The organism is Exiguobacterium undae DSM 14481, assembly GCF_000620805.1.
In the GTDB taxonomy this organism is placed as follows: domain Bacteria; phylum Bacillota; class Bacilli; order Exiguobacteriales; family Exiguobacteriaceae; genus Exiguobacterium_A; species Exiguobacterium_A undae.
In genome coordinates this window covers 1,474,398-1,496,682 of sequence record NZ_KK211187.1, presented here as the reverse complement: position 1 = coordinate 1,496,682, position 22,285 = coordinate 1,474,398, and the positions used below count along the sequence as shown (strand labels likewise).

20 protein-coding genes are annotated in these 22,285 nt (G+C 46.9%); 6 read left to right on the top strand and 14 right to left on the bottom strand.

Annotated elements, in window-relative coordinates; translation table 11 throughout:
* Positions 1 to 260: 260 nt before the first annotated feature.
* Positions 261 to 896: a hypothetical protein gene (locus P397_RS0108180; protein WP_235183955.1), complete on the bottom strand. Its 636-nt coding sequence runs from the start codon at positions 894 to 896 to the stop codon at positions 261 to 263.
* A gap of 169 nt (positions 897 to 1,065) precedes the next feature.
* On the opposite strand from P397_RS0108180, the gene P397_RS0108175 reads away from it, so the two are divergent.
* The gene (locus tag P397_RS0108175; protein WP_028106141.1) at positions 1,066 to 1,998 is read left to right on the top strand and encodes a zinc-dependent alcohol dehydrogenase; all 933 of its coding nucleotides are present in this window, start codon (positions 1,066 to 1,068) and stop codon (positions 1,996 to 1,998) included.
* Here P397_RS0108175 and P397_RS0108170 read toward each other — a convergent pair.
* The 5 genes from P397_RS0108170 to P397_RS0108150 all read right to left on the bottom strand — a co-directional run bounded on the left by P397_RS0108170 (position 1,995) and on the right by P397_RS0108150 (position 7,109).
* Complete coding sequence (locus tag P397_RS0108170) at positions 1,995 to 2,609, bottom strand: VOC family protein (RefSeq protein WP_028106140.1); 615 nt, start codon at positions 2,607 to 2,609, stop codon at positions 1,995 to 1,997. The two genes, P397_RS0108175 and P397_RS0108170, sit on opposite strands and share 4 nt — an antisense overlap.
* Positions 2,610 to 2,621: 12 nt before the next feature.
* Positions 2,622 to 3,353, bottom strand: a complete 732-nt coding sequence (locus P397_RS0108165; protein WP_028106139.1) for a DUF5694 domain-containing protein — start codon at positions 3,351 to 3,353, stop codon at positions 2,622 to 2,624.
* Between the two features lie 115 nt (positions 3,354 to 3,468).
* Positions 3,469 to 4,818 carry a phenylacetate--CoA ligase family protein gene (locus tag P397_RS0108160; protein WP_028106138.1) on the bottom strand — a complete coding sequence of 450 codons (1,350 nt, stop codon included), beginning with the start codon at positions 4,816 to 4,818 and terminating at the stop codon, positions 3,469 to 3,471.
* 269 nt (positions 4,819 to 5,087) lie between these two features.
* Positions 5,088 to 6,446: a phenylacetate--CoA ligase family protein gene (locus tag P397_RS0108155; protein ID WP_028106137.1), complete on the bottom strand. Its 1,359-nt coding sequence runs from the start codon at positions 6,444 to 6,446 to the stop codon at positions 5,088 to 5,090.
* A gap of 279 nt (positions 6,447 to 6,725) precedes the next feature.
* Positions 6,726 to 7,109 (bottom strand): hypothetical protein, encoded by a 384-nt coding sequence (locus P397_RS0108150; protein WP_026832816.1) that lies wholly within the window; start codon positions 7,107 to 7,109, stop codon positions 6,726 to 6,728.
* 192 nt (positions 7,110 to 7,301) lie between these two features.
* Here P397_RS0108150 and P397_RS0108145 point away from each other — a divergent pair, with 192 nt between their 5' ends.
* Together P397_RS0108145 and P397_RS0108140 are read left to right on the top strand one after the other, a co-directional pair.
* Positions 7,302 to 8,750: an NAD(P)H-binding protein gene (locus P397_RS0108145; RefSeq protein ID WP_028106136.1), complete on the top strand. Its 1,449-nt coding sequence runs from the start codon at positions 7,302 to 7,304 to the stop codon at positions 8,748 to 8,750.
* A 254-nt stretch (positions 8,751 to 9,004) separates the two neighbouring features.
* Entirely contained in the window at positions 9,005 to 12,598 is a 3,594-nt protein-coding gene (locus P397_RS0108140) for a dynamin family protein (protein ID WP_028106135.1), read from the top strand.
* Between the two features lie 77 nt (positions 12,599 to 12,675).
* Here P397_RS0108140 and P397_RS0108135 read toward each other — a convergent pair whose 3' ends face one another.
* The 3 genes from P397_RS0108135 to P397_RS0108125 all read right to left on the bottom strand — a co-directional run bounded on the left by P397_RS0108135 (position 12,676) and on the right by P397_RS0108125 (position 15,220).
* Positions 12,676 to 13,599, bottom strand: coding sequence for a LysR family transcriptional regulator (locus P397_RS0108135; protein WP_028106134.1), 924 nt, complete (start codon positions 13,597 to 13,599; stop codon positions 12,676 to 12,678).
* A gap of 12 nt (positions 13,600 to 13,611) precedes the next feature.
* Entirely contained in the window at positions 13,612 to 14,568 is a 957-nt protein-coding gene (gene corA / locus P397_RS0108130; RefSeq protein WP_026832812.1) for a magnesium/cobalt transporter CorA, read from the bottom strand.
* Positions 14,569 to 14,671: 103 nt separating this feature from the next.
* Entirely contained in the window at positions 14,672 to 15,220 is a 549-nt protein-coding gene (locus tag P397_RS0108125) for a hypothetical protein (RefSeq protein WP_028106133.1), read from the bottom strand.
* A gap of 278 nt (positions 15,221 to 15,498) precedes the next feature.
* Here P397_RS0108125 and P397_RS0108120 point away from each other — a divergent pair, with 278 nt between their 5' ends.
* Together P397_RS0108120 and P397_RS0108115 are read left to right on the top strand one after the other, a co-directional pair.
* Entirely contained in the window at positions 15,499 to 16,599 is a 1,101-nt protein-coding gene (locus P397_RS0108120) for an NAD(P)/FAD-dependent oxidoreductase (protein ID WP_028106132.1), read from the top strand.
* A 97-nt stretch (positions 16,600 to 16,696) separates the two neighbouring features.
* Positions 16,697 to 17,035, top strand: a complete 339-nt coding sequence (locus P397_RS0108115) for a hypothetical protein (RefSeq protein ID WP_026832809.1) — start codon at positions 16,697 to 16,699, stop codon at positions 17,033 to 17,035.
* Between the two features lie 43 nt (positions 17,036 to 17,078).
* Here the strand turns inward: P397_RS0108115 and egtD are convergent, their stop codons facing one another.
* From egtD to P397_RS0108090, 5 genes are all read right to left on the bottom strand, one after another.
* Complete coding sequence (gene egtD / locus P397_RS0108110) at positions 17,079 to 18,035, bottom strand: L-histidine N(alpha)-methyltransferase (protein WP_028106131.1); 957 nt, start codon at positions 18,033 to 18,035, stop codon at positions 17,079 to 17,081.
* The gene (egtB, locus tag P397_RS0108105) at positions 18,036 to 19,307 is read right to left on the bottom strand and encodes an ergothioneine biosynthesis protein EgtB (protein WP_028106130.1); all 1,272 of its coding nucleotides are present in this window, start codon (positions 19,305 to 19,307) and stop codon (positions 18,036 to 18,038) included.
* A 132-nt stretch (positions 19,308 to 19,439) separates the two neighbouring features.
* On the bottom strand, positions 19,440 to 20,423 hold the full coding sequence (gene guaC, locus P397_RS0108100) for a GMP reductase (RefSeq protein WP_035414111.1): 984 nt from the start codon (positions 20,421 to 20,423) through the stop codon (positions 19,440 to 19,442).
* Positions 20,424 to 20,556: 133 nt separating this feature from the next.
* Positions 20,557 to 21,078: an NUDIX hydrolase gene (locus P397_RS17180; RefSeq protein WP_064506553.1), complete on the bottom strand. Its 522-nt coding sequence runs from the start codon at positions 21,076 to 21,078 to the stop codon at positions 20,557 to 20,559.
* A 61-nt stretch (positions 21,079 to 21,139) separates the two neighbouring features.
* Positions 21,140 to 21,676, bottom strand: coding sequence for a GNAT family N-acetyltransferase (locus P397_RS0108090; RefSeq protein WP_028106128.1), 537 nt, complete (start codon positions 21,674 to 21,676; stop codon positions 21,140 to 21,142).
* Between the two features lie 157 nt (positions 21,677 to 21,833).
* On the opposite strand from P397_RS0108090, the gene P397_RS0108085 reads away from it, so the two are divergent.
* Positions 21,834 to 22,088, top strand: coding sequence for a hypothetical protein (locus tag P397_RS0108085; protein WP_026832804.1), 255 nt, complete (start codon positions 21,834 to 21,836; stop codon positions 22,086 to 22,088).
* Positions 22,089 to 22,285: the final 197 nt, after the last annotated feature.

Sequence of the window (22,285 nt, the reverse complement as noted above, 5' to 3'; positions counted from 1 at the left end):
CGCGGTGTTCCTAGAGGCAACAAACAAATCCTCTCTCATTCCGTTGTACCGTGGATTTTATTCGTCTTTGCTCATTCAACTTTAAGCTTTGATCATTTGATCGTTGACCATTGTTCGTTATCCGTTGAGCTGTCAGCGTTGAACTTTCACTTGAGGTTCCATTCAGAACCGATGTGAGGTGCATCGCACCGACGTTTTGTTATCGCACAAAACAAGCGTGTTTGGTCGCAGGATCATCGGACAAACAAGGAATTTTTTCATCAGGCGAAGATTTTCGTGACCGTATTACTTTCCGACAGCGTGAAATCGACTTCCGCCTCAAACGTGTCAATCGTTTCGTCGAGCTCGGCGATCACTTGACGTAACTGCGACGGATCAATCAAGTTTGGTTCCAAGCGTTCAAGGAACAAACGCCGTGACTTTTCGATTTCCTCGGCATTCCCCTTCTCGCGTGAACCATATGTCGCCTCGATATGGCTGTCAGCCCGACGCGTGATATCCTGACGTTCTTCTTCGATCGTCTGCTCGACCTGCCGGAGTTGCGTCTGTAATGTCTGCAACAATTGACGGTCATAGACCAGTCCGGCATCCCGTCGGTCAATGGCTTCGGCGACGGTCATCTCGCGCCCGGCAATCCGGACGATCGTTACAGCGTTCGACGCCGTGATGGCCGACTTGATCCGGTTCCGTCGTTCCATCAAGTCCCGAATCGATTGGAGATTAGCTTTGGCTTCTTCGGCAAACGTCACGACCGACGGATAACCTGCCGGAGCCTGACTGCCGGTATGAACACCGATGAACGGTTTGGTCTGTGCTTTTTGAATCCGTTTATCTAAATTCTTTAATTCCACTAATCCACGATGAATCGACATTTCGATGCGTTCGATGTCTGCCACGTCCTCTTCTTGTTCAGTCTTTTGTCTAGAATAGCATATCCTGATTGGTAAACAGGTTACTTCCCAAAAGTTCACACCTTACAAAATTGTCATATTTTTATTCTGAAAAGGATTTTTTCACCTTATACTACATGAAGATGAATCACTTTTTCAGAAAAGAGGGTTTTTAATGGATCAGCACCGCTTACAGGTGACATCAGCTTGTTCCGTCGCCTGGACTACACATACACTGCCTCCCCCGCAAGCAAACGAATTGCTTGTCCGAACCATCGCCGGAGCCATCAGCATCGGCGCCGAACTACCGCAAATCCGTGGCAACGATCTAACGGACCCGGTTACGATCTACCCGAAAGAGACCGGTTACGAAAGCTACGCCCAAGTCCTCGCCGTCGGGACAGACGTGACCCAGTTTCAGGTCGGCGATCGGTTGCTTTCTTTTTATGGTCATCAAGACGTCGCGCTTGTCGAGGCGTCTAAAGCCATTCCTGTTCCGGACGGGATTTCCGCTAAACTCGCCTTACTGAACATCTTGTCGTGTGACGCCGCAAAGGGCGTGCGGAAACTCGCGCCTCTGCCGACGGATTCTGTACTCGTGACCGGGATGGGGGTCATGGGGTTATTAACTGTTTTTTATCTCAGGCACTATTATCAGGTCGAACGCATTATTGTTTCTGAACCGGATCCCGTCCGGGCAGCCCTCGCTTTACGACTTGGCGCGACGGCTTTGTTTCAGTTCGACGATCCGTCTTCCGACACGTTTACGCATGCATTCGAATGCTCGGCCCGTCAGGACGCTTTTGCTCTGTTACAAGAGGCATTGATTCCTCACGGTCAGCTCTGTATCTTGTCGGACGGGAATCACGAGACGTTATCGTTAACGCCGGCTTTTTACGAAAAAGAATTGCGGATTGTCGGCTCGAGTGACGGGTGGGATTACCGCACTCATGCTGCGTGGTTTTTCGAGACGGCAGCGCACGTTCCGCAGCTCGAGCAACTGTATGAACAAACGGTCGCTTCCCGCGATCTAGTCGCATGTTTCGAGCGCTTGCTGACAGACGCGCATCCGTTAAAAGTCTTCGTCACCTATCCACTCGTTGATTAACGCTGCACCCGACTCGTCGTCCGCACTTCCAGACCGTTTGGATCCTGCTCGTGTCTTGCGTGCTCACCGGAAAACGTCACGTCAACCAAACGTGTCTGCTCGGCTGCTGACGTCGTGATTTCCGGAACCGGTCGCTCGAGTAACTGGTGTAACATCGCTGCAAGACCTGATTTTGGTGTCGCAATCTCGAGCTGCAGAAGTTGATCTCCCGATCGTGATTCGATCGCATCCAGATGCGTCTGCAATTCGATCCGAAAGCCGTAAGGCGTCTGAATGAACGTCCGGCGTTCGTTCGCCTGGACCGTCCACCCCAACGTTTCCGCCCGTTGAAGTGTCGCCAACCGCTCGGCTTTTGTCATCCAAAAGCCGATGTGGTCGAAGGCGACTTTTTTTCCGTACCCAAACGTAATATTGATTGCGCCCCGTTTCATCTCAATGATCCGAAACAGAATCTTTTCATGCCGGAAATCGTCCCAGTCAAGTGGCGGGTCAAACGACGTGAACGTTCCGTCCTGTTTTCCAATTCGTTGCGTCACGCGAAAACCAAGCTTTTGATAAAACCGTTCCGTCTCTTCGACGAACGGCGTCCACAGATGGTAATGAAATAACATTGACTTCTCTCCTTATCGTGTCAGGTCGTCGAGTGTCATCACTTCGACCAGACCGCTGTCTGTTAACAGTTGTTGCAGTAGATGCACATGGGCCAATCCGTAAATCAAGACAATTCGTTCATCCGATGATTTGACGAGTGCGAGGATGTTTTTTAAAATCGTCAGATTCCGGACATACCAATACCGGGCAACCCACTTCATGCCCGTCTCCCCGAGACGGGCGAGTTCCAAATAGGTCTGATGCATACCCCGTGTCGTGTCTGGTTGATTGATTTTCTGAAAGAAGGTCAAAAAATCGAGCCGCATGATATCCTGATCCAATTGTTTCATCCGTACGGTTTCCCGCGAGATGATCTGATGAAATCCAACCGGTTTTTCCTGTTCGAGTTGACTAAGGTTTGGCACTCCCTCAATTGATTGATTCCAATCGACGCCGTTTACCTGAGGCAACTTCGCTTGACAGGCCAACCGGAATCCGATTTGATGTTGCTCATCGGCCGTCAGTTCAAAAGCTCCTTCTTGATAGGCGGAATAGTCTTGATCGAGTTGTGCTTGTCGGTCCGCTGTCGTCTCAAGCGCCACTTTCGTTGGTCGAAACGTCAACAGCACGTCGATCAGTGTCTGGATTTGCTGTTGACGGTCTGCATCCGACACTGTAATCGGCGCCGGATGCAGCAGATCACCGTTCTCGGGACGATCTAAGTGCATCGTCCCGAGAATCAAAATGCTAGGGCCTGGTTTCATGTCTTCCCTCCTAGTCCACTAATGATTCCCATTTTACAAGAGATTGTCATCTATTTCCATTGAGTTGGACGAAGGAATCGACAAAAAAAGACCGATCTTCGAAAAGATCTGCCTTTTAAGCCATCATTTGTTTGACGAGTAACGTTTTGCCACTGACTTCACGCGGAATTTCTTGAACTGCCCGAAGCGATACCTGCATGTCCGCGCCCAGTAAGGTTTTCAAAAAACGATAAAGTTGCTGCTCGTGTTCCGACGAAAAACGTGTCCAATCCGGAATGTACAAAAACGTGATATCCCGTTCACTGTTTTGAATATATTGCACCCGTTCAACGCTGTTCGGCAACACTTTAACGAGACTCGACAGCTGACTTTCAAATACTTTTTGACCGTCTGGTTTAATGAGATAGCCCCGTTTTCGACCGTCAATTGAATCAATCACAGGACCGAGATGACCACAGGAACACGTCTTCCCACTGCTGGTCATCCGGTCTCCGACCCGGTAACGGATCAACGGTGTACCGTGGGTATCGAAGCTTGTCACGAGCACTTCTCCGTCTGCTTCCAGTTCAATGATGCCCATCTCGTAATGCAGATGTTTTTGTCCGCACCGGCATTCCGAGACGATCGGTGCCCCTTCCGATGAAGCATATTGATCAAAAACCGGTCCATGGAACACGTCTTCAATCAATTGCCGTTCTTCTCGTGTCATCATCTCAGCAGTCGGGAAAATGGCGCGTGGCCGACATGTCAGCTCAATTCCTTCTCGTTTTGCATGATAGGCAAGTTCAATCATCGCGGACGGTAAGCCGTCAATTGATTCCGGATCAAATTCGTCGATCGCTTGCAGATAGGCGGTCATCGTACGCGGACTGATTTTTTTGACGGTGAACAACAATTGATTGAGCGCTCGGTTCATCCGCCAGTAGACAGGGGTCCGCTGATGTTCCGAAACCAGGGCTTGCGCCGTAAAACTGATGCGTCGCATTCCTTTTTCGACCCCATGCGTCGCTTTGAAGTAGTCCAGATGCGCCATTCGAATCTGCATGTCGGCCTTCGTATAATGGACTTGAATCGACTTTCCTGTCGTGCCGCCTGTCTTGCCGATAATCGGGGCTGGCAGATCCGTTCGGACCGATCCGATGTGTTGCCGTAACGTTTCTTTTTCAAGTGGTGGGATCTGCTTCAGATCCGTCAGCTTCTCGAACGGCAATTGCAGGTTCAATTCTGCAAACAACGCTTCATAATAAGGACTGTGATGCTGGCAAAACAACAAAAACTCATTGAGCCGCTTCAATTGATCCGCTGCGACATCGATCGTTTCCGCCCGTTTGTCCATCAATTCTTGAAACCGCTGTTGATACACCGGTCCATACCGGTCCCGTTGCAACTGATAGCCGTACAATGTCGTCAAAAGATTTTGTAGGAACACAGGTGAATACAGATACACTTGCTCTTTGATTCCCATCTGCGCACGTCCTTTCGAACAACGACTGGATCGTCGACCACTCGAACAATGAATCGATCACTTATCCACTTTTAATAAATCTGAACTTATCTGATACCTTTAGCTTATGTCGCTTTTCTGACAACTACATGACAAAATCATCCGGTTCCCTTGAAATGTGCTAGCATTTTACCGTTTTTTACAGTTTGCGACTCTTTTGACAACATAAAAAAAGCAGATCATTTCCTTTTAAAATCAGGAAAAATCTGCTTTTTTTACATCTTTATTCACTATAAGCTTTCCGGAATTAACTGTTTAATCAGCAACGTCTTGCCACTGATTTCTTTTGGGATTTCCGGAACCGCTCGCAAAAGAACCTCCATTTGTCCCCCAAACAACCGCTTCAAGACAAAATAAAGCTCTTTTTCATGTTCTTCTTTAAAACAGCGTTCGTCCGGTACATACAGCATGACGACTTCCTTTTCATCTGCTTGGATGTATTGGACACGTTCGATGCAGTTCGGAAAGGCGCGAACGATACCGGCAAGTTCGCCTTCAAAAATGCGATGACCGTCCTTCAATTGAATGAAACTGCGTCCGCGTCCATCAATCGATGCGATGATTGGACCCGCATGACCACATTGACACGTCTCTTCACTGAGTGTCATTCGGTCTCCGACACGATAGCGGACGAGAGGCGTGCCATGTGTGTCAAAACTCGTCACAAGAATCTGCCCATCTGCCTCGACTTCGATAATCCCCATTTCGTAATGCAGATGTTTTTTTCCATAACGGCATTCAGCGACGATCGGCGCTCCTTCCGATGAGGCATATTGGTCAAAAATCGGAGCGTGGAACACTTCTTCAATCAATTTCCGTTCTTCGGCCGTCATCATCTCTGCCGTCGGGAAAATCGCTTTCGGTCGAAACGTACAGGGAATCCCATATTTTTTGGCATGTCGGGCGACTTCAATCATTCCGGACGGTAATCCGTCAATCGATTCGGGATCAAATCGGTTTAATTGTTCGATGTAGGAAGCAGCCGTCTGCGGATTGATGTTTTTAATCGTAAACAGCATTTGATTGATCGTTTTGTTCATCCGCCAATAGACCGGTGATTTTTGATTTGTTGCTGCGAGCACTTGACCGGTAAAACTGGCCCGGCGCATCCCGCGCTCAATCCCGTGTGTCCACTTGAAATAATCCAGATGTGCCATCCGGATTTGCATATCGTCTTTTGTATAGTGGACTTGAATCGACTTTCCGGTCGTCCCTCCCGTTTTTCCAAGAATCGGTGCCCGGACTTTAGCGTGGATGTCTGCATTGCGTGTACGTAACAGTTCTTTGCTCAAAATAGGAATCTGCTTCAACTCCTCTAATTGGTGAAACGGTAAGGAGATCTGCGCTTCGTCAAAAAGCTCTTTATAATAAGTACTGTAGTCGTAACAAAACGCCAGAAAGTGATTCAGACGGTTCAACTGTTCTTTTTCAGCGTTGATTCGAAATTGTTCTTTCTCCTTTAATTCTTGAAAACGCTTTTGATAGACGCTCCCATATCGTTCTTGGTACAAGACGCGCCCATATATCGTCGTCAAGATGTTTTGAATGAAAATCGGCGAATGAAAATAAATCGATTGTTTGAGTTGCATACGTTCACTCCTCTCCCGTCTCATCGTAAATTTCAGACGATGGTCGTCACATATTTCCTGTTACTTACATCTTATTTCCAGGTTGATTCCCGTTCAATCAAATCTTAATAAACAAGATTAGCTTTTATTCGGATACCGTTTTATGATAATAAACTGATGTCACAAACATCTTTTAGCGTTTCTTCTTTTGTTATGGAAAAGAGGAGCAGACTCACAAAAAAAGAAGTGGAATCATCAACGATTCCACTTCTTATCTAGTCAGCTATGGGATTAGTTTTGTTACCGATGAACGATGCCTTCATCTGCGCCGAATGATCGGATTTGAATGGCCCCTAACGCAAGTTCCAAGTCTTTCGGATTCAACTGGTCGATCACCTCGATGACGGTCAAGGTCGTACGACCATTATACAGCTGAACCAGCAATTGACGCTCGACTTCAATAATCCGATTATCAACCGGTTCCGCTAACAACTCTTGGTAAAAAAATTCACCCGTCTCCGGGAAAAAATAATCACTGAACAGTTGCAACAGTTGTAAGTTACCCGTTGCTAAGAACAGGATCGACTGAAACGAATGGTTTGACCGATTCCTCGCATTCAACCGTCTCAAAATCATGTGATAGCGCTTATAGTGGTGTTCATCTAAGAAACAGACTTCATTCATCTTCGTCCCTCTCCCTAAACTAAAAGTAAATGTGCAGATGATACTGCTGCTGAATCCTTGACTGTGTTCCCTGTTTTTTCTTTTCCCTGTTTTTAACGACTGAAGCCTTATTTTTTGAAAACACTTGTTTGGATTACGAAGCGGTCGATTCGGGTAAATTGCTCAAGTAGTGCTAATCAAGGAGGAAATCAAATGACACAACCACGCAAACGACTGGCGCTTGCCGGTGCAACAGGATATATCGGACATAATTTATTAAATGAATTAAAGAAAAAATATGATGTCATTGCGCTGTCCCGGAACGGCGACGACAAGGATGATGAGGAAAACGTCGAGTGGCGGTCATGCGATCTCTTTTCACTCAACGATACGATTGACGGCTTACAGGGCGCAGACATCGCCATCTATTTGGTCCACTCGATGATGCCATCCGCCAAGCTGACGCAAGGTTCTTTCGAAGACATGGATTTGATTTTAGCTGACAATTATGCCCGCGCGGCAAAAGAAAACGGTATTCAGCAAATCGTCTACTTAAGCGGAATCATTCCCGAAGAAACAGAAGATTTGTCGCGCCACCTGAAAAGCCGTCTCGAAGTCGAGCGGGTGCTTGGAGCTTACGGAACACCGGTGACGACGATTCGCGCCGCCTTGATCGTCGGACCAAAAGGTTCTTCCTTCCCGATTCTATCCAAGCTCGTCAAACGCCTGCCCGTGATGTTGCTTCCGGAATGGACACGCAATCAAACGCACCCGGTCGCCTTGCCTGATGTCATCCACGCCTTGGGTGCAAGCGTCGGACGGGATGACTTAAAGAATCGGGCGATCGACATCGGCGGTCCCGAATCCATGACTTATAAAGAAATGATTTTAAAAACGGCTGAAGTGATCGGCAAAAAACAGCCGACCTTTGATTTACCGTTCATGACGGTCAATCTGTCGCGGCTTTGGGTCACTTTAGTCTCCGGTGAACCGAAAGAGACGGTTTATCCACTCGTTGAAAGTATGGTACATGAAATGGTCGCTGACCCGGAAAAGATGGTCGACGGAATCAGTGACGGGAAAATTTCCTTTGAAGAGTCGGTTCGGATGGCACTTCAAGAAGAACAAGAAGAAAAACAACAGAAAAAAGGCTCGTCGGGTTCAGCGAAGAAGCCCGAATCACTCGATGTCCGGTCCGTCCAACGGGTTCGTCTTCCGGAAGGCCGGGATGCGAACTGGGCAGCCGATGATTATGTCGACTGGTTGTCCTCTTTCGCCAAACCGTTTCTGACGTCTCACCTGGCGGATGAAACGCTTGTCCAGATCCAAGTCCCCTTCTTGGATCAACCCTTGCTTGAGTTGACAAAAGAACCGTTCCAAGATGCCCAACAAGCGACGTACCGGATTACGGGCGGACTATTCGCCCAAGTACAAGACGGAAGTAAAGGCCGGATCGAGTTCCGCCAAATTCCGGGTTCCCAAGAATGTCTCATCGCCATCCATGAGTATGTACCCGCCTTACCGTGGATGCTGTACAAAACGACGCAAGCCAACATCCATTTACTTGTGATGTATCTGTTTAAATTACACTTGCTTCGACTCATGCAGACGACTGAAGAGCGTCCGGACGAATCCGAAATGATTGTTCCTGAACCCAATTAATCTTTAATTTCGACCAACATGGCTTGAGTCCTCCTTTTAGAGGACTCAAGCCATGTTTCGTTTCATTATGTAACATGAAATCTAAGAGTTCTTTCCTGTTTACTCCTGCTGTATCAGCATAAACCATTTTTGGAAAAACGTCAGTTTGAATGCTTTAAGTAGATTGGGTATCAACAACTTACTTGCAACAGATGACGAACATAAATTAACCATGCTACACTAAAACAGGATTGTTAGAAAGGGGTTTCATACGCATGCGCTCATTCGAAGAACGATTAACGAACCAGATAGAAGCGACCGCGCTTCTGACAACACTCATTCATCCTTCGTCGGATCAACTCCGACTGGATAAATTAGATAAATTTTCGGAAAAATTGTTGAAACGTGAATTTACGATTGCTTTTGCTGGGCATTTTTCTGCCGGGAAATCCAGCATGATCAATGCCTTGACGGGAGAATCGATTTTACCGACCAGTCCGATTCCGACGAGCGCGAATATCGTCACGGTCCAACATGACCAACACGATGCAGCAATCGTCCATTTCCATGATCGTCCGTCCGTCAAGTTGACGTCCGATGAGCTGTCTCACCTCGAGACGTTGGGGCGTGACGGAACGGTCGAACGAATCGACATCACCCATGCGGCATCGACGTTACCAAACGGTTTGGTCTTGATGGACACACCGGGTGTCGACTCCGTGGACGACGCGCACCGGATCTCAACCGAATCCGCCTTACACTTAGCCGATATTATTTTTTATGTCATGGATTACAATCATGTTCAGTCCGAGTTGAATTTCATGGTCACGAAGGAATTGCTTAGTTCCGTTCCTGAGCTGTACCTGATCGTCAATCAAATTGATAAACACCAGTCCAACGAGTTATCGTTTGCATCGTTCAAGCGCTCTGTCCGCCAGGCATTTGCAGCGCACGGTGTTGAACCAAAAGGAATCTTCTTTACCAGCTTGCGTGAAGCCGAACAGCCGGACAACGATTTTGCGACGGTCAAGCAATTGGTGGAACAAAGCATCCGGGACGTTCAACCGAAACTGCTCCAGTCCGCGGCGACAACGCTCGAAAGCCTGCATCAAGAACACGTCACCTACTTGCGTACCCGGATCGAAGAAGCCGAACAAGCAAGTCAAGAACAGCTGACACGCGAAGAACAACTCCAGCCGGAGACGGTTTTCTCACGCTTGGCACAGATCGAGCAACAAATCCAGTTGATGTCACCGGAACAATGGGTCAGCCGTTTTTCCAAACACCGCGAAAGTTTACTTCGAAATGCGACGTTGATGCCGTTTGAACTCCGCGAAAAGATGAAGACGTTTCTTGAATCGCGTCAGCCGACGTTTAAAGTCGGCTTTTTCAAAAGTGCCAAGAAAACACAAGGAACCCAGCAACAGATTGCCGAAGAAGTGTTGCATGCGTTGCAGTCCGTCACGACCTCCGAAGTCGTTTTGCACCTGCGCAAACTGATGAAACAATCATTAAAAGAAGCCGGCTTGTTGTCGGATACGCAATCGTTACACATCGATCAGTTTCCGCTTGATCCTCCACTCGACGTGATGGAAGAAGCGTTGCAAGAAGGCATCACGATTACGGGCGAATCCGTCCTGCAATTTACAAACCGGGTCGTCAGCCAGACAAGTGCCTGGTACGTCAAAGAAACAAACCGGTGGCGGGACGCCGTTCGCGGAGAACTCGAACGGATGGATGGGACAGCCGTTCAGGCGTTACTGGCCGAACAAGATGTCTTACGCCAAAAACGTGACCTGTTGACGACAGAAACGATAACGCGGCAAGGGATGACGACCTATCTCGAACAAGCCGCCGCGCCTTCTGATGATCAACTGGAACTTGCCCGGCAACAAGTAGCGGCATGGAAACAAAACCGGATACGGGCAGCACAAGATGTCGTCCCGTTCACACCACATGAATCACTCAAAGAAACAGCGGCCACCATCGAACAACCGGTCGCAACCACATCTAAAGACGCGCTGACCTACTCGCTTCATGACATCAAACAGATCCAGAACATTTTGTCACAAGTGCACGGATTCGAAGAAACGGTCGCCTATCTCGAAGACAAGTTGACCCGAGTCACTGCGAGTACGTTTACGATTGCCTTGTTCGGCGCCTTCAGTGCCGGTAAATCGTCGTTTTGTAATGCGTTGCTCGGGCAAGCGGTCTTGCCGGTTTCACCTAACCCGACGACGGCATCGATCAACCGCATCAATCCGGTCAGTCCGGAACATCCGCATGAGACGGCGACGATCCTGTTTAAAACCGAGCAGGAGTTGCTCAGCGATTTGAATGATGTGCTGGACAAATTCGACGCATCCGCCGAATCCCTTGCCGACGCACTCGCTTGGATTGAAAGCCGCTCGGAACAGGAGTTACGAAACGCCTCGTTTTTACGTGCCTTTTCGACCGGTTATCCGATCGTTCAACGGTTCATCGGTACGACACAAACCGTTGATCGGACAACGTTTACGGAATACGTCGCCCAAGAACATCTCAGTTGTTTTGTCGATATCATCGATTTGTATTTCGACAGCCCTCTGACGCGTCTCGGGATTACGTTGGTCGACACACCGGGTGCTGATTCGATCAATGCCCGCCACACCGACGTCGCTTTCGAATATATCAAAGATGCCGATGCGATTCTGTTCGTCACGTACTTCAACCACGCGTTCGCCCGCGCCGATCGGGAATTTCTCATTCAACTCGGGCGCGTCAAGGATGCCTTTGAGCTCGACAAGATGTTTTTTATCGTCAATGCCATTGATTTAGCCCGTCAGGAGTCCGAAAAGCAAGACGTCTTACAGTATGTCGGAACCGAATTGCAACGGTTCGGAATTCGGGCGCCGCGCCTGTTTGGCGTCTCCAGCCTGCAGGCGTTGTCCGAAAAACAGACGGGACAGAATCAGCAATCCGGTCTTGCCGCATTTGAAGAGGTGTTCCATCAGTTTTTGGAACAGGATTTAAAAGGACTGGCCTTACAAGCCTTATCGGATGAGACGGAAAAAACCGTTCATCGGTTAGGACAAGTGATTGAACAAACTGAATCCAACATTGCGCGAAAAGAGGTCCGTCTGGAAGAACTGGACCACATTGCGGCCACAATCGAGACACATTTTTCAAATCATCGTCCCGACTTGCTGCGGCATGCGTTATCCGCTGAAATTCACGAGTTGTTGCATCATGTCAATCAGCGTATTTATTACCGGTTCCCGGACTTCTTTAAAGAAGCGTATCATCCGGTCCGGTTTGCCAATGCCACGAAACAGCATGCTTTACAACAAGCCTTGGAAGAATTGCTCGGCTTCTTGAAATATGATTTTGAACAAGAACTGCGGGTGACCCATTTCCGGATCGACAGTTGGATTAAAACTGCCATTGCGCAACGTTTTCAAGAGGAAGAACAGTTTGCGACGAAATTAAATCCGTCCTTCCAATTATCGCCGTTCGAGGCATTTTCGATGCCGGCTGTAAGTTTTACGGGACCGTTTCTTGACCCGACACCTTACGAATCCGTCAAACAGTATTTCCGAAATGCCAAAGCCTTTTTTGAACGGAACGAAAAAGAACAATTAAAAGACGCTTTGATGCAGATGACGAAACCGGACGCCACCGCATATCTGGACTCCGAGGAACAACAATTACGCACTGTCGCCCATCAACACGTCGTCGTCTTACTCGATGCGATGTATGCGGCACTGCAGGACACATTACGGAAGCAAATCGAGGTCGAACGCGATACCTTGAGCGCCCCGAATCCGCTTGCTCCGTATAAAGAAGCACAGGTAAAAATCAATCAGCTGTTACCGGCGTCCGCGTCTTGATACCAGCCGAATGTCAACAAAAATCCCGATCGATTTCGTCCTCTTATCGAAAGAGACACGAATCGTCCGGGATTTTTTTATTCCGCTTCCTCTCGACCGGAAGGATGCGGCCAGTACGATTTAAAATAATGTAAGACATACTCGTGGACGTGACGGACGAGCGGCCGTTGTTCGACTCCCGCCAAATGATTGAGGGAGACGTCCCATAACATCGGTGGGTCGAACGGAAGAATTCGGATATCTTCCGCGTGATGAAACCGTAAAATCGGTTCTGGTAAAATCGACACGACATCCAGTTCCTGGACCATCCCGATCAATAAATCCCACGCTCCGGACGTAAAAAAGATGTGCGGTTCCACCTGAACGTTTCGAAACTGCGACAGAATTTGATGATGCAACATGAAACTGTCATTGAGAATGACAAGCGGTTCTGCAGCCAACTCTTGATAGGATACGTTCTGTTGCTGACTCAACGGATGGCTGGGACGGACTGCGACGACGACCTCATCTTCAATCAACCGGTAACGTTCGATTCCATACGACTCTCCCGGCTCAATCAAAATCGCTAAGTCCAATTCTTCAAGCAACAGACGACGTTTTAATTCAAATGCCCCTTCTTCAATCACTTCCAACTCGATCCCCGGATGTTCTGCCATCAGCTTCGGGATGAGTTGCGAGAACAGGACCGGTAAGATGACAGGCGGAATGCCGAGCCGGACTTTCCCCCGCATCAGATTGGATCGTTCATGCAGATGTTCCATCATGACTTGATGTTGGCGTAACACTTTTAAGGCGTCTTCATAAAATTGTCGACCCGCATCGGTCAGACCGGTCAAACGCCCATGATGGCGTTCAAACAGTTCGACTTGCTCCGACTCTTCAAAATCGCGGACCAGCTGGCTGAGTGCAGGTTGCGAAATATGTAGGTGTTTCGAGGCACGGGTTAAGTTGTACGCTTGATCCACGATCGTCGTAAAAAATCGTAATTGTCGAATATCCAACCGCTTTCCCCCTCACTCATCAAACCAGTGATTTTTTCTGAAATACAAAATCATACTAATCGAGATCATCGCCATTCCGCCCAAAGCAAAGAAATAGCCATACTTCGTTGTCAGTTCCGGCATGTGTTCAAAGTTCATCCCGTAAATCCCGGCAATAAACGTCAAGGGCATAAAAATTGTCGTAAAGATCGTTAACGTCTTCATGATATTGTTCATCCGGTATGAGTTGAGCGAAATAAAATTGTCCCGGAATTCGGAAGTCATCTCGCGGTTGTACTCGATCATGTCGTTGAGCTTCAGCAGATGATCGTAGATATCTTGGAAAAAGGCTTTTTTATTTGCATGGATCGCCAGTCGTCTTGATTCAACGACCCGGTATAACAAATCCCGCATCGGTAAAATCGTTCGCGCCACTTCCAACAAATCGGATCGAATATCAAAGATGTCTTCCATGATGCGTTTATCGTTTCCACGCTGTTCGTAACGTCCTTCGAGTGAAAAAATCTTATCTTCTAACGTATGCACGATTGGAAAATAGCCGTCAACAATCTTATCCATGATTTTATGTACAATCTCAATCGTCCAGTGTTCATGGTCACCATGAATCCGTTGAAAGGCATTGAACACTAAATCAATCTCGCTTGATGGTTCTTCATGGTAGGAAACGACATACTTCTCATTGGCAAACAGATTAATTTCCTTCCCTTTTAACGATTCCGTATCTAAGGCATGCAGAACAAAAAAGCTATACCCTTCATAATATTCCAATTTCGGGCGCTGCAAATATTGAAAACAGTCCTCAAGCGCCAACGGATGAAACTCAAATGCCGACACCAACTGTTGTTTTTCATGCTCCGTCGGCTGATCAAAATCAACAAAATACCATTTGATGTTTGGTGCGTGCAGTCGATCCAAATCCGTATCCACCAAAACTTGATGATCGGTTGTCACAAGGAGACAACGTATCATAAACGTTCACCTACTTTTCGTTACTGTGCCTTCAGTATCGCAAACAATCGATGCCATTTCCATCAAAAAAAGACTGTAGCTCTGAGTCTACAGTCTTTTTATTTTATCCGCGTTCGAAGTAAAAGCCGTTCCAGTAAACATGACGGTACGTGAACTCTTTGCCGCTTTTTGTCGTCACAAGCATCTCGTCTTCAGATACTACGGCAATCTTGATCGGCGTCTCACCATGATCGGTCAGAAAATTTAAGATTTCCAAATGGCGGTTGAGCCAAAGCCGACGACGAAACCAACGAAAACGACTGAACGCAGCAGTAAAATGCAAGATTGATAACAACATGATGACCATCCCAAACGGTAATGGAATATCAAATAACGCAACCAAGTAGAAATCTGCGATGATCAGGAACACAGATAAGCCCATCTCGGTCATTTCCATAAAGGACGCTTTATACGTGGCAAAGTAAGTCATGACACGAAATAAAACAATGACCGTCAAATAAGGAACAAAATAAAGACGAAAAACATGGTCCGACCCACTATTGACGTACATGAGTAAGGGCAGGAAGAAAAGCAACTTCCAAGTTAGGATGGCAGAATAAAACAAAGTGTGATCCGTGTAGCGTTTGCGTACAATGGCGCGACTAATGTTCATTGCCTTCCCCTCCTTCAATGGTGACTCCATGCTCAAGTCGATGATGTCGGGACGTGATGCCTATAAGGGTATCTTTCCGAATTAGGCAGTTTCTAACCGTAAATTTCGTGTGAAATGTAGGTTTATATTGAGTATACGAAACATTCTGATAAAAAGTTTTATTTTCCCATCATTCCCCATATTTGAATGTGCTGTTTTCAGCTGCTCATTCGTATTTGTTCTTTGCCGTTTTTTTCTTTACACTTGAACTAGATTATTTTAGAAATGAGATGAAAAGCATGTACAGCCATATCGTGATCGGAGCAGGTATTCTCGGCACCTCAACCGCGTATCATTTAGCGAAAGAAGGAGCATCCGTCTTGTTGGTTGACCGGAAAGAAGCGGGTCGTGCCACGCACGTCGCAGCCGGAATCATTTGTCCTTGGATGACGCAACGTCGGAACAAGGCTTGGTATCGGTTAGCCAATAACGGTGCTCATTATTATGACACCTTGATTCCGGAACTCGAGGCACTTGGTGAGACGACGACCGGCTATCAAAAAGTAGGCGCTATCGCTTTACACGAAACATCAAAAATCGAAAAAATGCAGGTCATTGCTGAAAATCGTTTTCCCGAGGCGCCGGCGATCCAGCAAATCGAGCGTTTGACCGCTGATCGCGTGCAACAGATGTTTCCGTTGATTGAATATGTCGAGGATGCATTATTCGTTTCCGGCGGAGCACGAGTTGACGGACGTGCGTTACGCGCTGCACTAGAACGCGGCGCCCTCAAACAGCAGGCGAAGGTGGTTGAAGCAGATGCCTCGTTAATCGTTGTGGACGGTCAAGTGAAAGGTGTCCGAATTGAGGATGAAATGCATTACGCGGAGCAGATCATCTTGACGGCAGGTGTCTGGGTCAATGAGTTGTTGAAACCGTTGCATCTTGAACTTGACATCCGTCCTGAGAAGGGACAGATTCTCCATCTGGACATCACGGCGGAACAGACAGAGCAATGGCCCGTCATCATGGGGCAACGCGGACTGTATCTTGTATCGATCGAGGATGGAAAATTGGCGCTCGGCTCCACGCACGAGAAACAACTTGACTATAACCTCCAACCGACCGTCAAGGGCATGCATGCTTTATTGACACGTGCCTTGCCGGTTGCACCTGCACTGGAAGACTCGAAAATCAATGAGATGCGTGTCGGACTTCGTCCATATACCAGTACTTCCTTACCGATCATCGGACGACTCGCGACTCATCCGAATGTACTGGTCGCTAACGGACTTGGAGCCTCCGGCTTAACGATTGGTCCCTATCTCGGGCGTGAATTAGCGAAGTTAGCTTTAGGGCAAGAACTCGATATCAATCTGGAGGATTATTTACCGCAATGAGCGCACGACGAACGAACTTTTACCTTCTTGATAGTCTATACCCGCTATTAAACAAGAACAAACGTTCTTAATTTAAGATATCAAAGGAGAGTTGAATGTGCATCCGATCAAACCTTTCGTGACTCTTGATCAGCTGGAATCCCTCGACATTCGTGTCGGTACCATTCGTTCGCTTCAGACTTCGGACGAAGAACCCGCATTACTGTTACTACTGATTGATTTCTTAGAATTTCAACAGTCTGTGTTTCTCGATTGGAAAGAAACACGTTTTGAATACGAAGAAATCATCGGCAAACAAGCACTGGTCGCCCTGAACGTCCCGGGGCTCGTCGTCGGCTCGTCCGGCCGCATTCTCGAGTTGGGTTCTCTCGATCAGCTCATGCCCGTGTTGGTCTGCCCGGAACACCCGATTCCGGACGGAAGCCGACTGACCTGACAAAGAAACGACCATCCGCCATCGGATGGTCGTTTCTTTGTCGTCATGTCTTTTCTAAATAATGAACACTAAAATATTGGTTTCGATCCGTAAAACATGTGACCGGAGTAAATCCATTTTGTCTGGCCAACACTTGAAAGTCGTCCACACTGTATTTATAGGAATTTTCCGTATGGATGGTTTCACCTTGTTTAAAGCTAAATGTCTGATCCGCGACGGTCACCAGTTGATCAATCCGACTTCTCAGATGCATCTCAACCCGGCCATGCGCTTCATTATAAAACGCAACATGTTCGAACCATGTCAGATCAAACGTTCCCTCAAGTGATTCATTGATATGCTGTAAAATGTTCAAATTGAACTGTGCCGTCACACCCGCCTGATCGTTATAGGCTTCGTCGAGCACACTTGCCGCTTTTTTCGTATCAATACCGATCAAAAACCCGTCACCCTTTTCCAGCAGTTGACACGAACGACTCAAAAAAGCAGCGGCCTCGTCGGGATCAAAATTGCCGATGGTTGATCCGGGAAAGAAAATCACTTTTTTCAGCTTGTCTTCAATCGGCAGGACCAACGGCGTCGAATAATCACCACATACGGCTTTGATATCCAAAGTCGGATAGTCCTGCGAAAGTTGATGCGCGGACTGAATCAAGAACTCTTTGGAAATATCAATTGGCATATATGCCTCCAACTGATGTAATGAGCTGAGCAGACTTTTGATTTTCCGACTGCTGCCGCTTCCATACTCAATCAGCGTATGGACCGGTCCGATACAATCGGCAATCGCCACTTGATGCTGCGATAAAATCTCGAGTTCCGTTCTCGTCAAATAGTATTCCGGTTGTCGTGTAATTTGTTCGAATAATTCAGATCCTCTTTGGTCATAAAAGTATTTTGCCTGAAGTGTCTTCTTGTCTTGCGATAACCCGGACAACACTTCCTGATGCATATTGTGTTGCTTCGTATACATGTCATAACTTTTGACCTGCTGACTCATTTAAAGGTCACCTGCCAACCGAAAACCACTGAACTGCCAACGCTTATCCGGAGGAAAGAAATTACGGTACGTCTCGCGGATATGATCATCCGGCGTCACACATGCGCCTCCTCGCAACACCATCTGGTTACACATGAATTTCGCATTGTATTCCCCCAACGCCCCTTCAAGCGGCCGGCTTCCCGGATACGGTGCATAGGCACTCGCAGTCCATTCCCAGACATCACCGAACATGCCGGTCATCTCTTGCAGATCGGAACTGACAGGTCGAGGATGGTAGGACCCTTCTCCCATCAGATTCCCCCGTTGTTCGACCTGCCGTCCGACGTACTCCCATTCCGCCTCGGTCGGTAATCGTTTTCCACACCAGCGGCTGTAGGCATCCGCTTCGTAAAAACTGACATGACAAACAGGTTCGTCCAAGTGTAACGGTTTGATTCCGTTTAAGGTAAAGACGGACCACTCACCTTGTTCGTTTTTCATCCAGTACAAAGGTGCTTTCCAGCTTTGCTGATTAACGATATGAAACCCGTCAGACAACCAATGCTCCGACTGTTCATACCCGCCTGCTTCGACGAATGCCAGAAACTCACGATTGGTGACCGGTCGGCTTGCCAACTCAAACGGGTTGAGCCAGGTTTTGTGGACTGGATTTTCATTATCAAAGGCAAACCCTTGACCATCATGACCGATTTCAACGAGTCCCCCTTCAAACCGTTTAAATGTCGGTGAACCGTCAACGCCCAGAGTACGTTCAGATTCTGTTTTATTTTGATAAGCAGGCAGTAAGGGGTTCACAAAAAAGTTGTACTTAACATCCATCAGGATTAATTCCTGATGTTGCTGTTCGTGTTGCAGCCCCATTTCAATCAGTTGCTCCAGTTTTTGCTGAACGGGTGTTTCTCGCTTTTGTTGCAACAGGGACAAGATTGCTTTGTCCACATGCATTCGGTAAGCAAGTATTTCCTCAACGGTCGGCCGAGACAGAACACCTCGTTGATGACGTGGTTGGTAAGGTCCAATCGAATTGTAGTAGGAATTGAATAAATAGTTATACTTTGGATGAAACACTGTATACTGGTCATCATATTCCTGGAGGATCATTCGCTCAAAAAACCATGTGGTATGTGCGATATGCCATTTCGGCGGGCTGACATCTGGGCTGGCTTGAATAATAAAATCCTCCGGTTCGAGCGGTTCGATCAATGCTAAGGTTTGATTGCGGACAGCAGAAAACTTGTCTACTAAGTAAGTCGTCGTTTCCAGTCTCATTTCAAAACACTCCTTTAAATGGATTTTTCTGAAAATATGCACCATTCTCTTTACCCTTTTCGTTCTTAAGTAAGCGTTATCAATAAAATAAAAAAAGAAGCGACACCCTGTAAGGATGCCGCTTTCTCCGACTTAATACACTTTATCGCCGTTAAAAATTGAATTTTTGACGACCACATAATCGACAGTTCTGATTGCCTGCAGCTTGTTACCGCCCGCGTACGAAATCGCAGACTGTAAATCTTGCTCCATCTCAATCAAGGTCTCTGACAAGCTGCCTTTATGTTCAACAAACACTTTTTTTCCTTCGACGTTCTTTTTTTCACCTTTTTGGAACTCGGACGCCGAGCCAAAATATTCTTTAACGCGTAAGCCATCAACTTCGTGCGTCTCACCCGGGGACTCTTCGTGTCCCGCAAACAGTGAACCGATCATCACCATCGTCGCCCCAAAACGAACCGATTTTGCAATGTCGCCGTGGGTCCGGATACCGCCATCAGCAATAATTGGTTTACTGGCCGCTTTGGCACACCATCTCAATGCCGCTAATTGCCAGCCTCCCGTACCAAATCCCGTTTTAATTTTCGTAATACACACTTTACCTGGACCGATTCCAACTTTTGTCGCGTCTGCTCCGGCGTGTTCCAGTTCACGAACGGCTTCCGGTGTCCCGACGTTTCCAGCAATAACAAAACTGTCCGGTAACAGCAGTTTGATATGTTGGATCATCCGAATGACCGCTTCCGAATGACCATGAGCGATGTCAATCGTGATGTATTCCGGCGTCAAGCCTTCTTGTGCCAACGTCTCGACGAATGTATATTCTTCCGCTTTTACGCCAACACTGATTGATGCAATCAAATCGCGTTTTTGCATCGACCGGACAAAATCGAGTCGTGTTTCGGGCTCGAAACGATGCATGATGTAAAAGTAACCGTTCTCTGCCAAATAAGTCGCAATTTTTTCGTCAATGATCGTCTGCATATTGGCCGGCACGACCGGTAACTTAAACCGTCGTCCACCAAACTCAACCGTCGTATCACATTCCGACCGGCTTCCTACGATTGATTTTGCAGGAATTAATTGAATATCTTCATAATCAAATACTACATCCATCACTAGCACCCCAAATAACGAATATTTTTTATTAATGAAATAACAACGTTCGTACTTGGATACTATATCGAACATTAGGAAGCTTGTCAAAATAAAATCACCAAAAAGCATATTTTTTCTATTCAAAAACCTTTTAATGTTCGTCTTTTACAGAGTATTGCATCTTTAATTGATCAATCCATGCTTCTTCCCATTCAAAAAAGCTACTTTCCGTTCCTGTTTCAAAAATATGCTCAGGATAAGGAAGCGCTAAGGGCGGACGATCTTTCCTGTCAAAATAACACAGTTGTTTAGATTCACCGTCAATCGCTGTTAACGTCCCTTCCAACACCTCACACGCGAAAATAAAGGCGATATACTCCACCTGGTTTTGATCCGGGTAGGTCAGGCGAAACGCCTCTCCTCCAAAACAGCCGATCAGGCGGACCGGACGGACAATCAATCCAGTTTCTTCATATACTTCACGGATTACCGCTTTTGCCGGCGGCTCGCCCGGTTCGATTGCGCCCGCCGGAAGGCTCCAGAACGGACCTCCCGGATCTTGGAACAAGATTCGTCCCGATGCATCGCGGATGATTGCACCGACAGACGGTGTGAACAACAATTGATTTCCTGTTTTTTGACGCAGATTCTGGTAATACGTCGACATGGGCATGAATCATTCTCCTTTGACAATTCTGATGTATGGCTAAAAGACTGTGCTCGAGCGTTTCCCTTCATTCGAGTTCTTCTTTTAATAGTGCAAACAATACGAAGTCTTCCCAGGCACCGTTAATGAACAAACTCTTTTTTGCGATCCCTTCTTGTCTGAACCCCACTTTTTCCAAGACGCGGATCGATCCGATATTCTCGGGCATGACTTCGGCCCGCAAACGGTGGAACTGGTACTGCTCGAACAAGAGACGCGCAGCTTGGCGGACAGCTATTGACATGATCCCCTGCCCGTTATACTGCTGATCAAGTTGATACCCGATCATACACGTCTCTGCCGGGAAACGTTCAACGAACGCCGCAGACACTTCTCCAACCAGTTGATTCGTTTCTGTTAAAAATATCCCGAACGCATATGAACGGTCTGCTTTTTGGTTCTCCTCCAACTGTTGAATTCGCTCAAGTTGTTTCGGCAGCGTATAGGTGTCTTTTGGGGGCTTGACCGGCATCCAATATTCAAAATGTCCTTGGTTTCGAATACTGAGATCCAGCAATGCCTGTGCGTCTTCTTTTGTATACACACGTAAATAAATCGAATTCATGGCGTCATTCTCCTTCTTTGCGACTAACGTATTCCTTAAATATCTTAATATCAAAGAGTTAAGGTGTTTGATATTTTTTTTATCGGGAAAATTACAACAACAAACAAGTAACAAAGTGTTTACAAAACAAGATGTAAACGACTACAAGGAGGAGAGCATGCGAACTGATGAAGAGTTATTCCAACAAATCGAACTAAAAAATAGATACGCTCTCGAATTGTTATATGACCGGTATGAAAAATCGTTATATTTGTTATTAACACGAATGTTGTCCGATGAACGGCGCATCCAACTTACTCTCAAACAAATTTTCCATGATGTCTGGACAAATCCTAAACGGTACGCATCCATTCACGGCTATTTAATCAGTGCAGTGAAACAAGTCAGGTCTCAACGCGAACCGGTCGGATAAACAATTGACGGAATTCTTCTACTTATTTACTTAGATTCATGTATTCGGACCACAAGCCGCCAATTCCTTTTAACGCTTCCTTACTTATAAGGGTTCTGATAAATTTTAGGCGAGATATTATTTATTTTGTTTATTACTTCCTTTTTCTTAGAGACCATGTTATATTATTAAGTAATTATTGTTGTTCGGTGGAGATA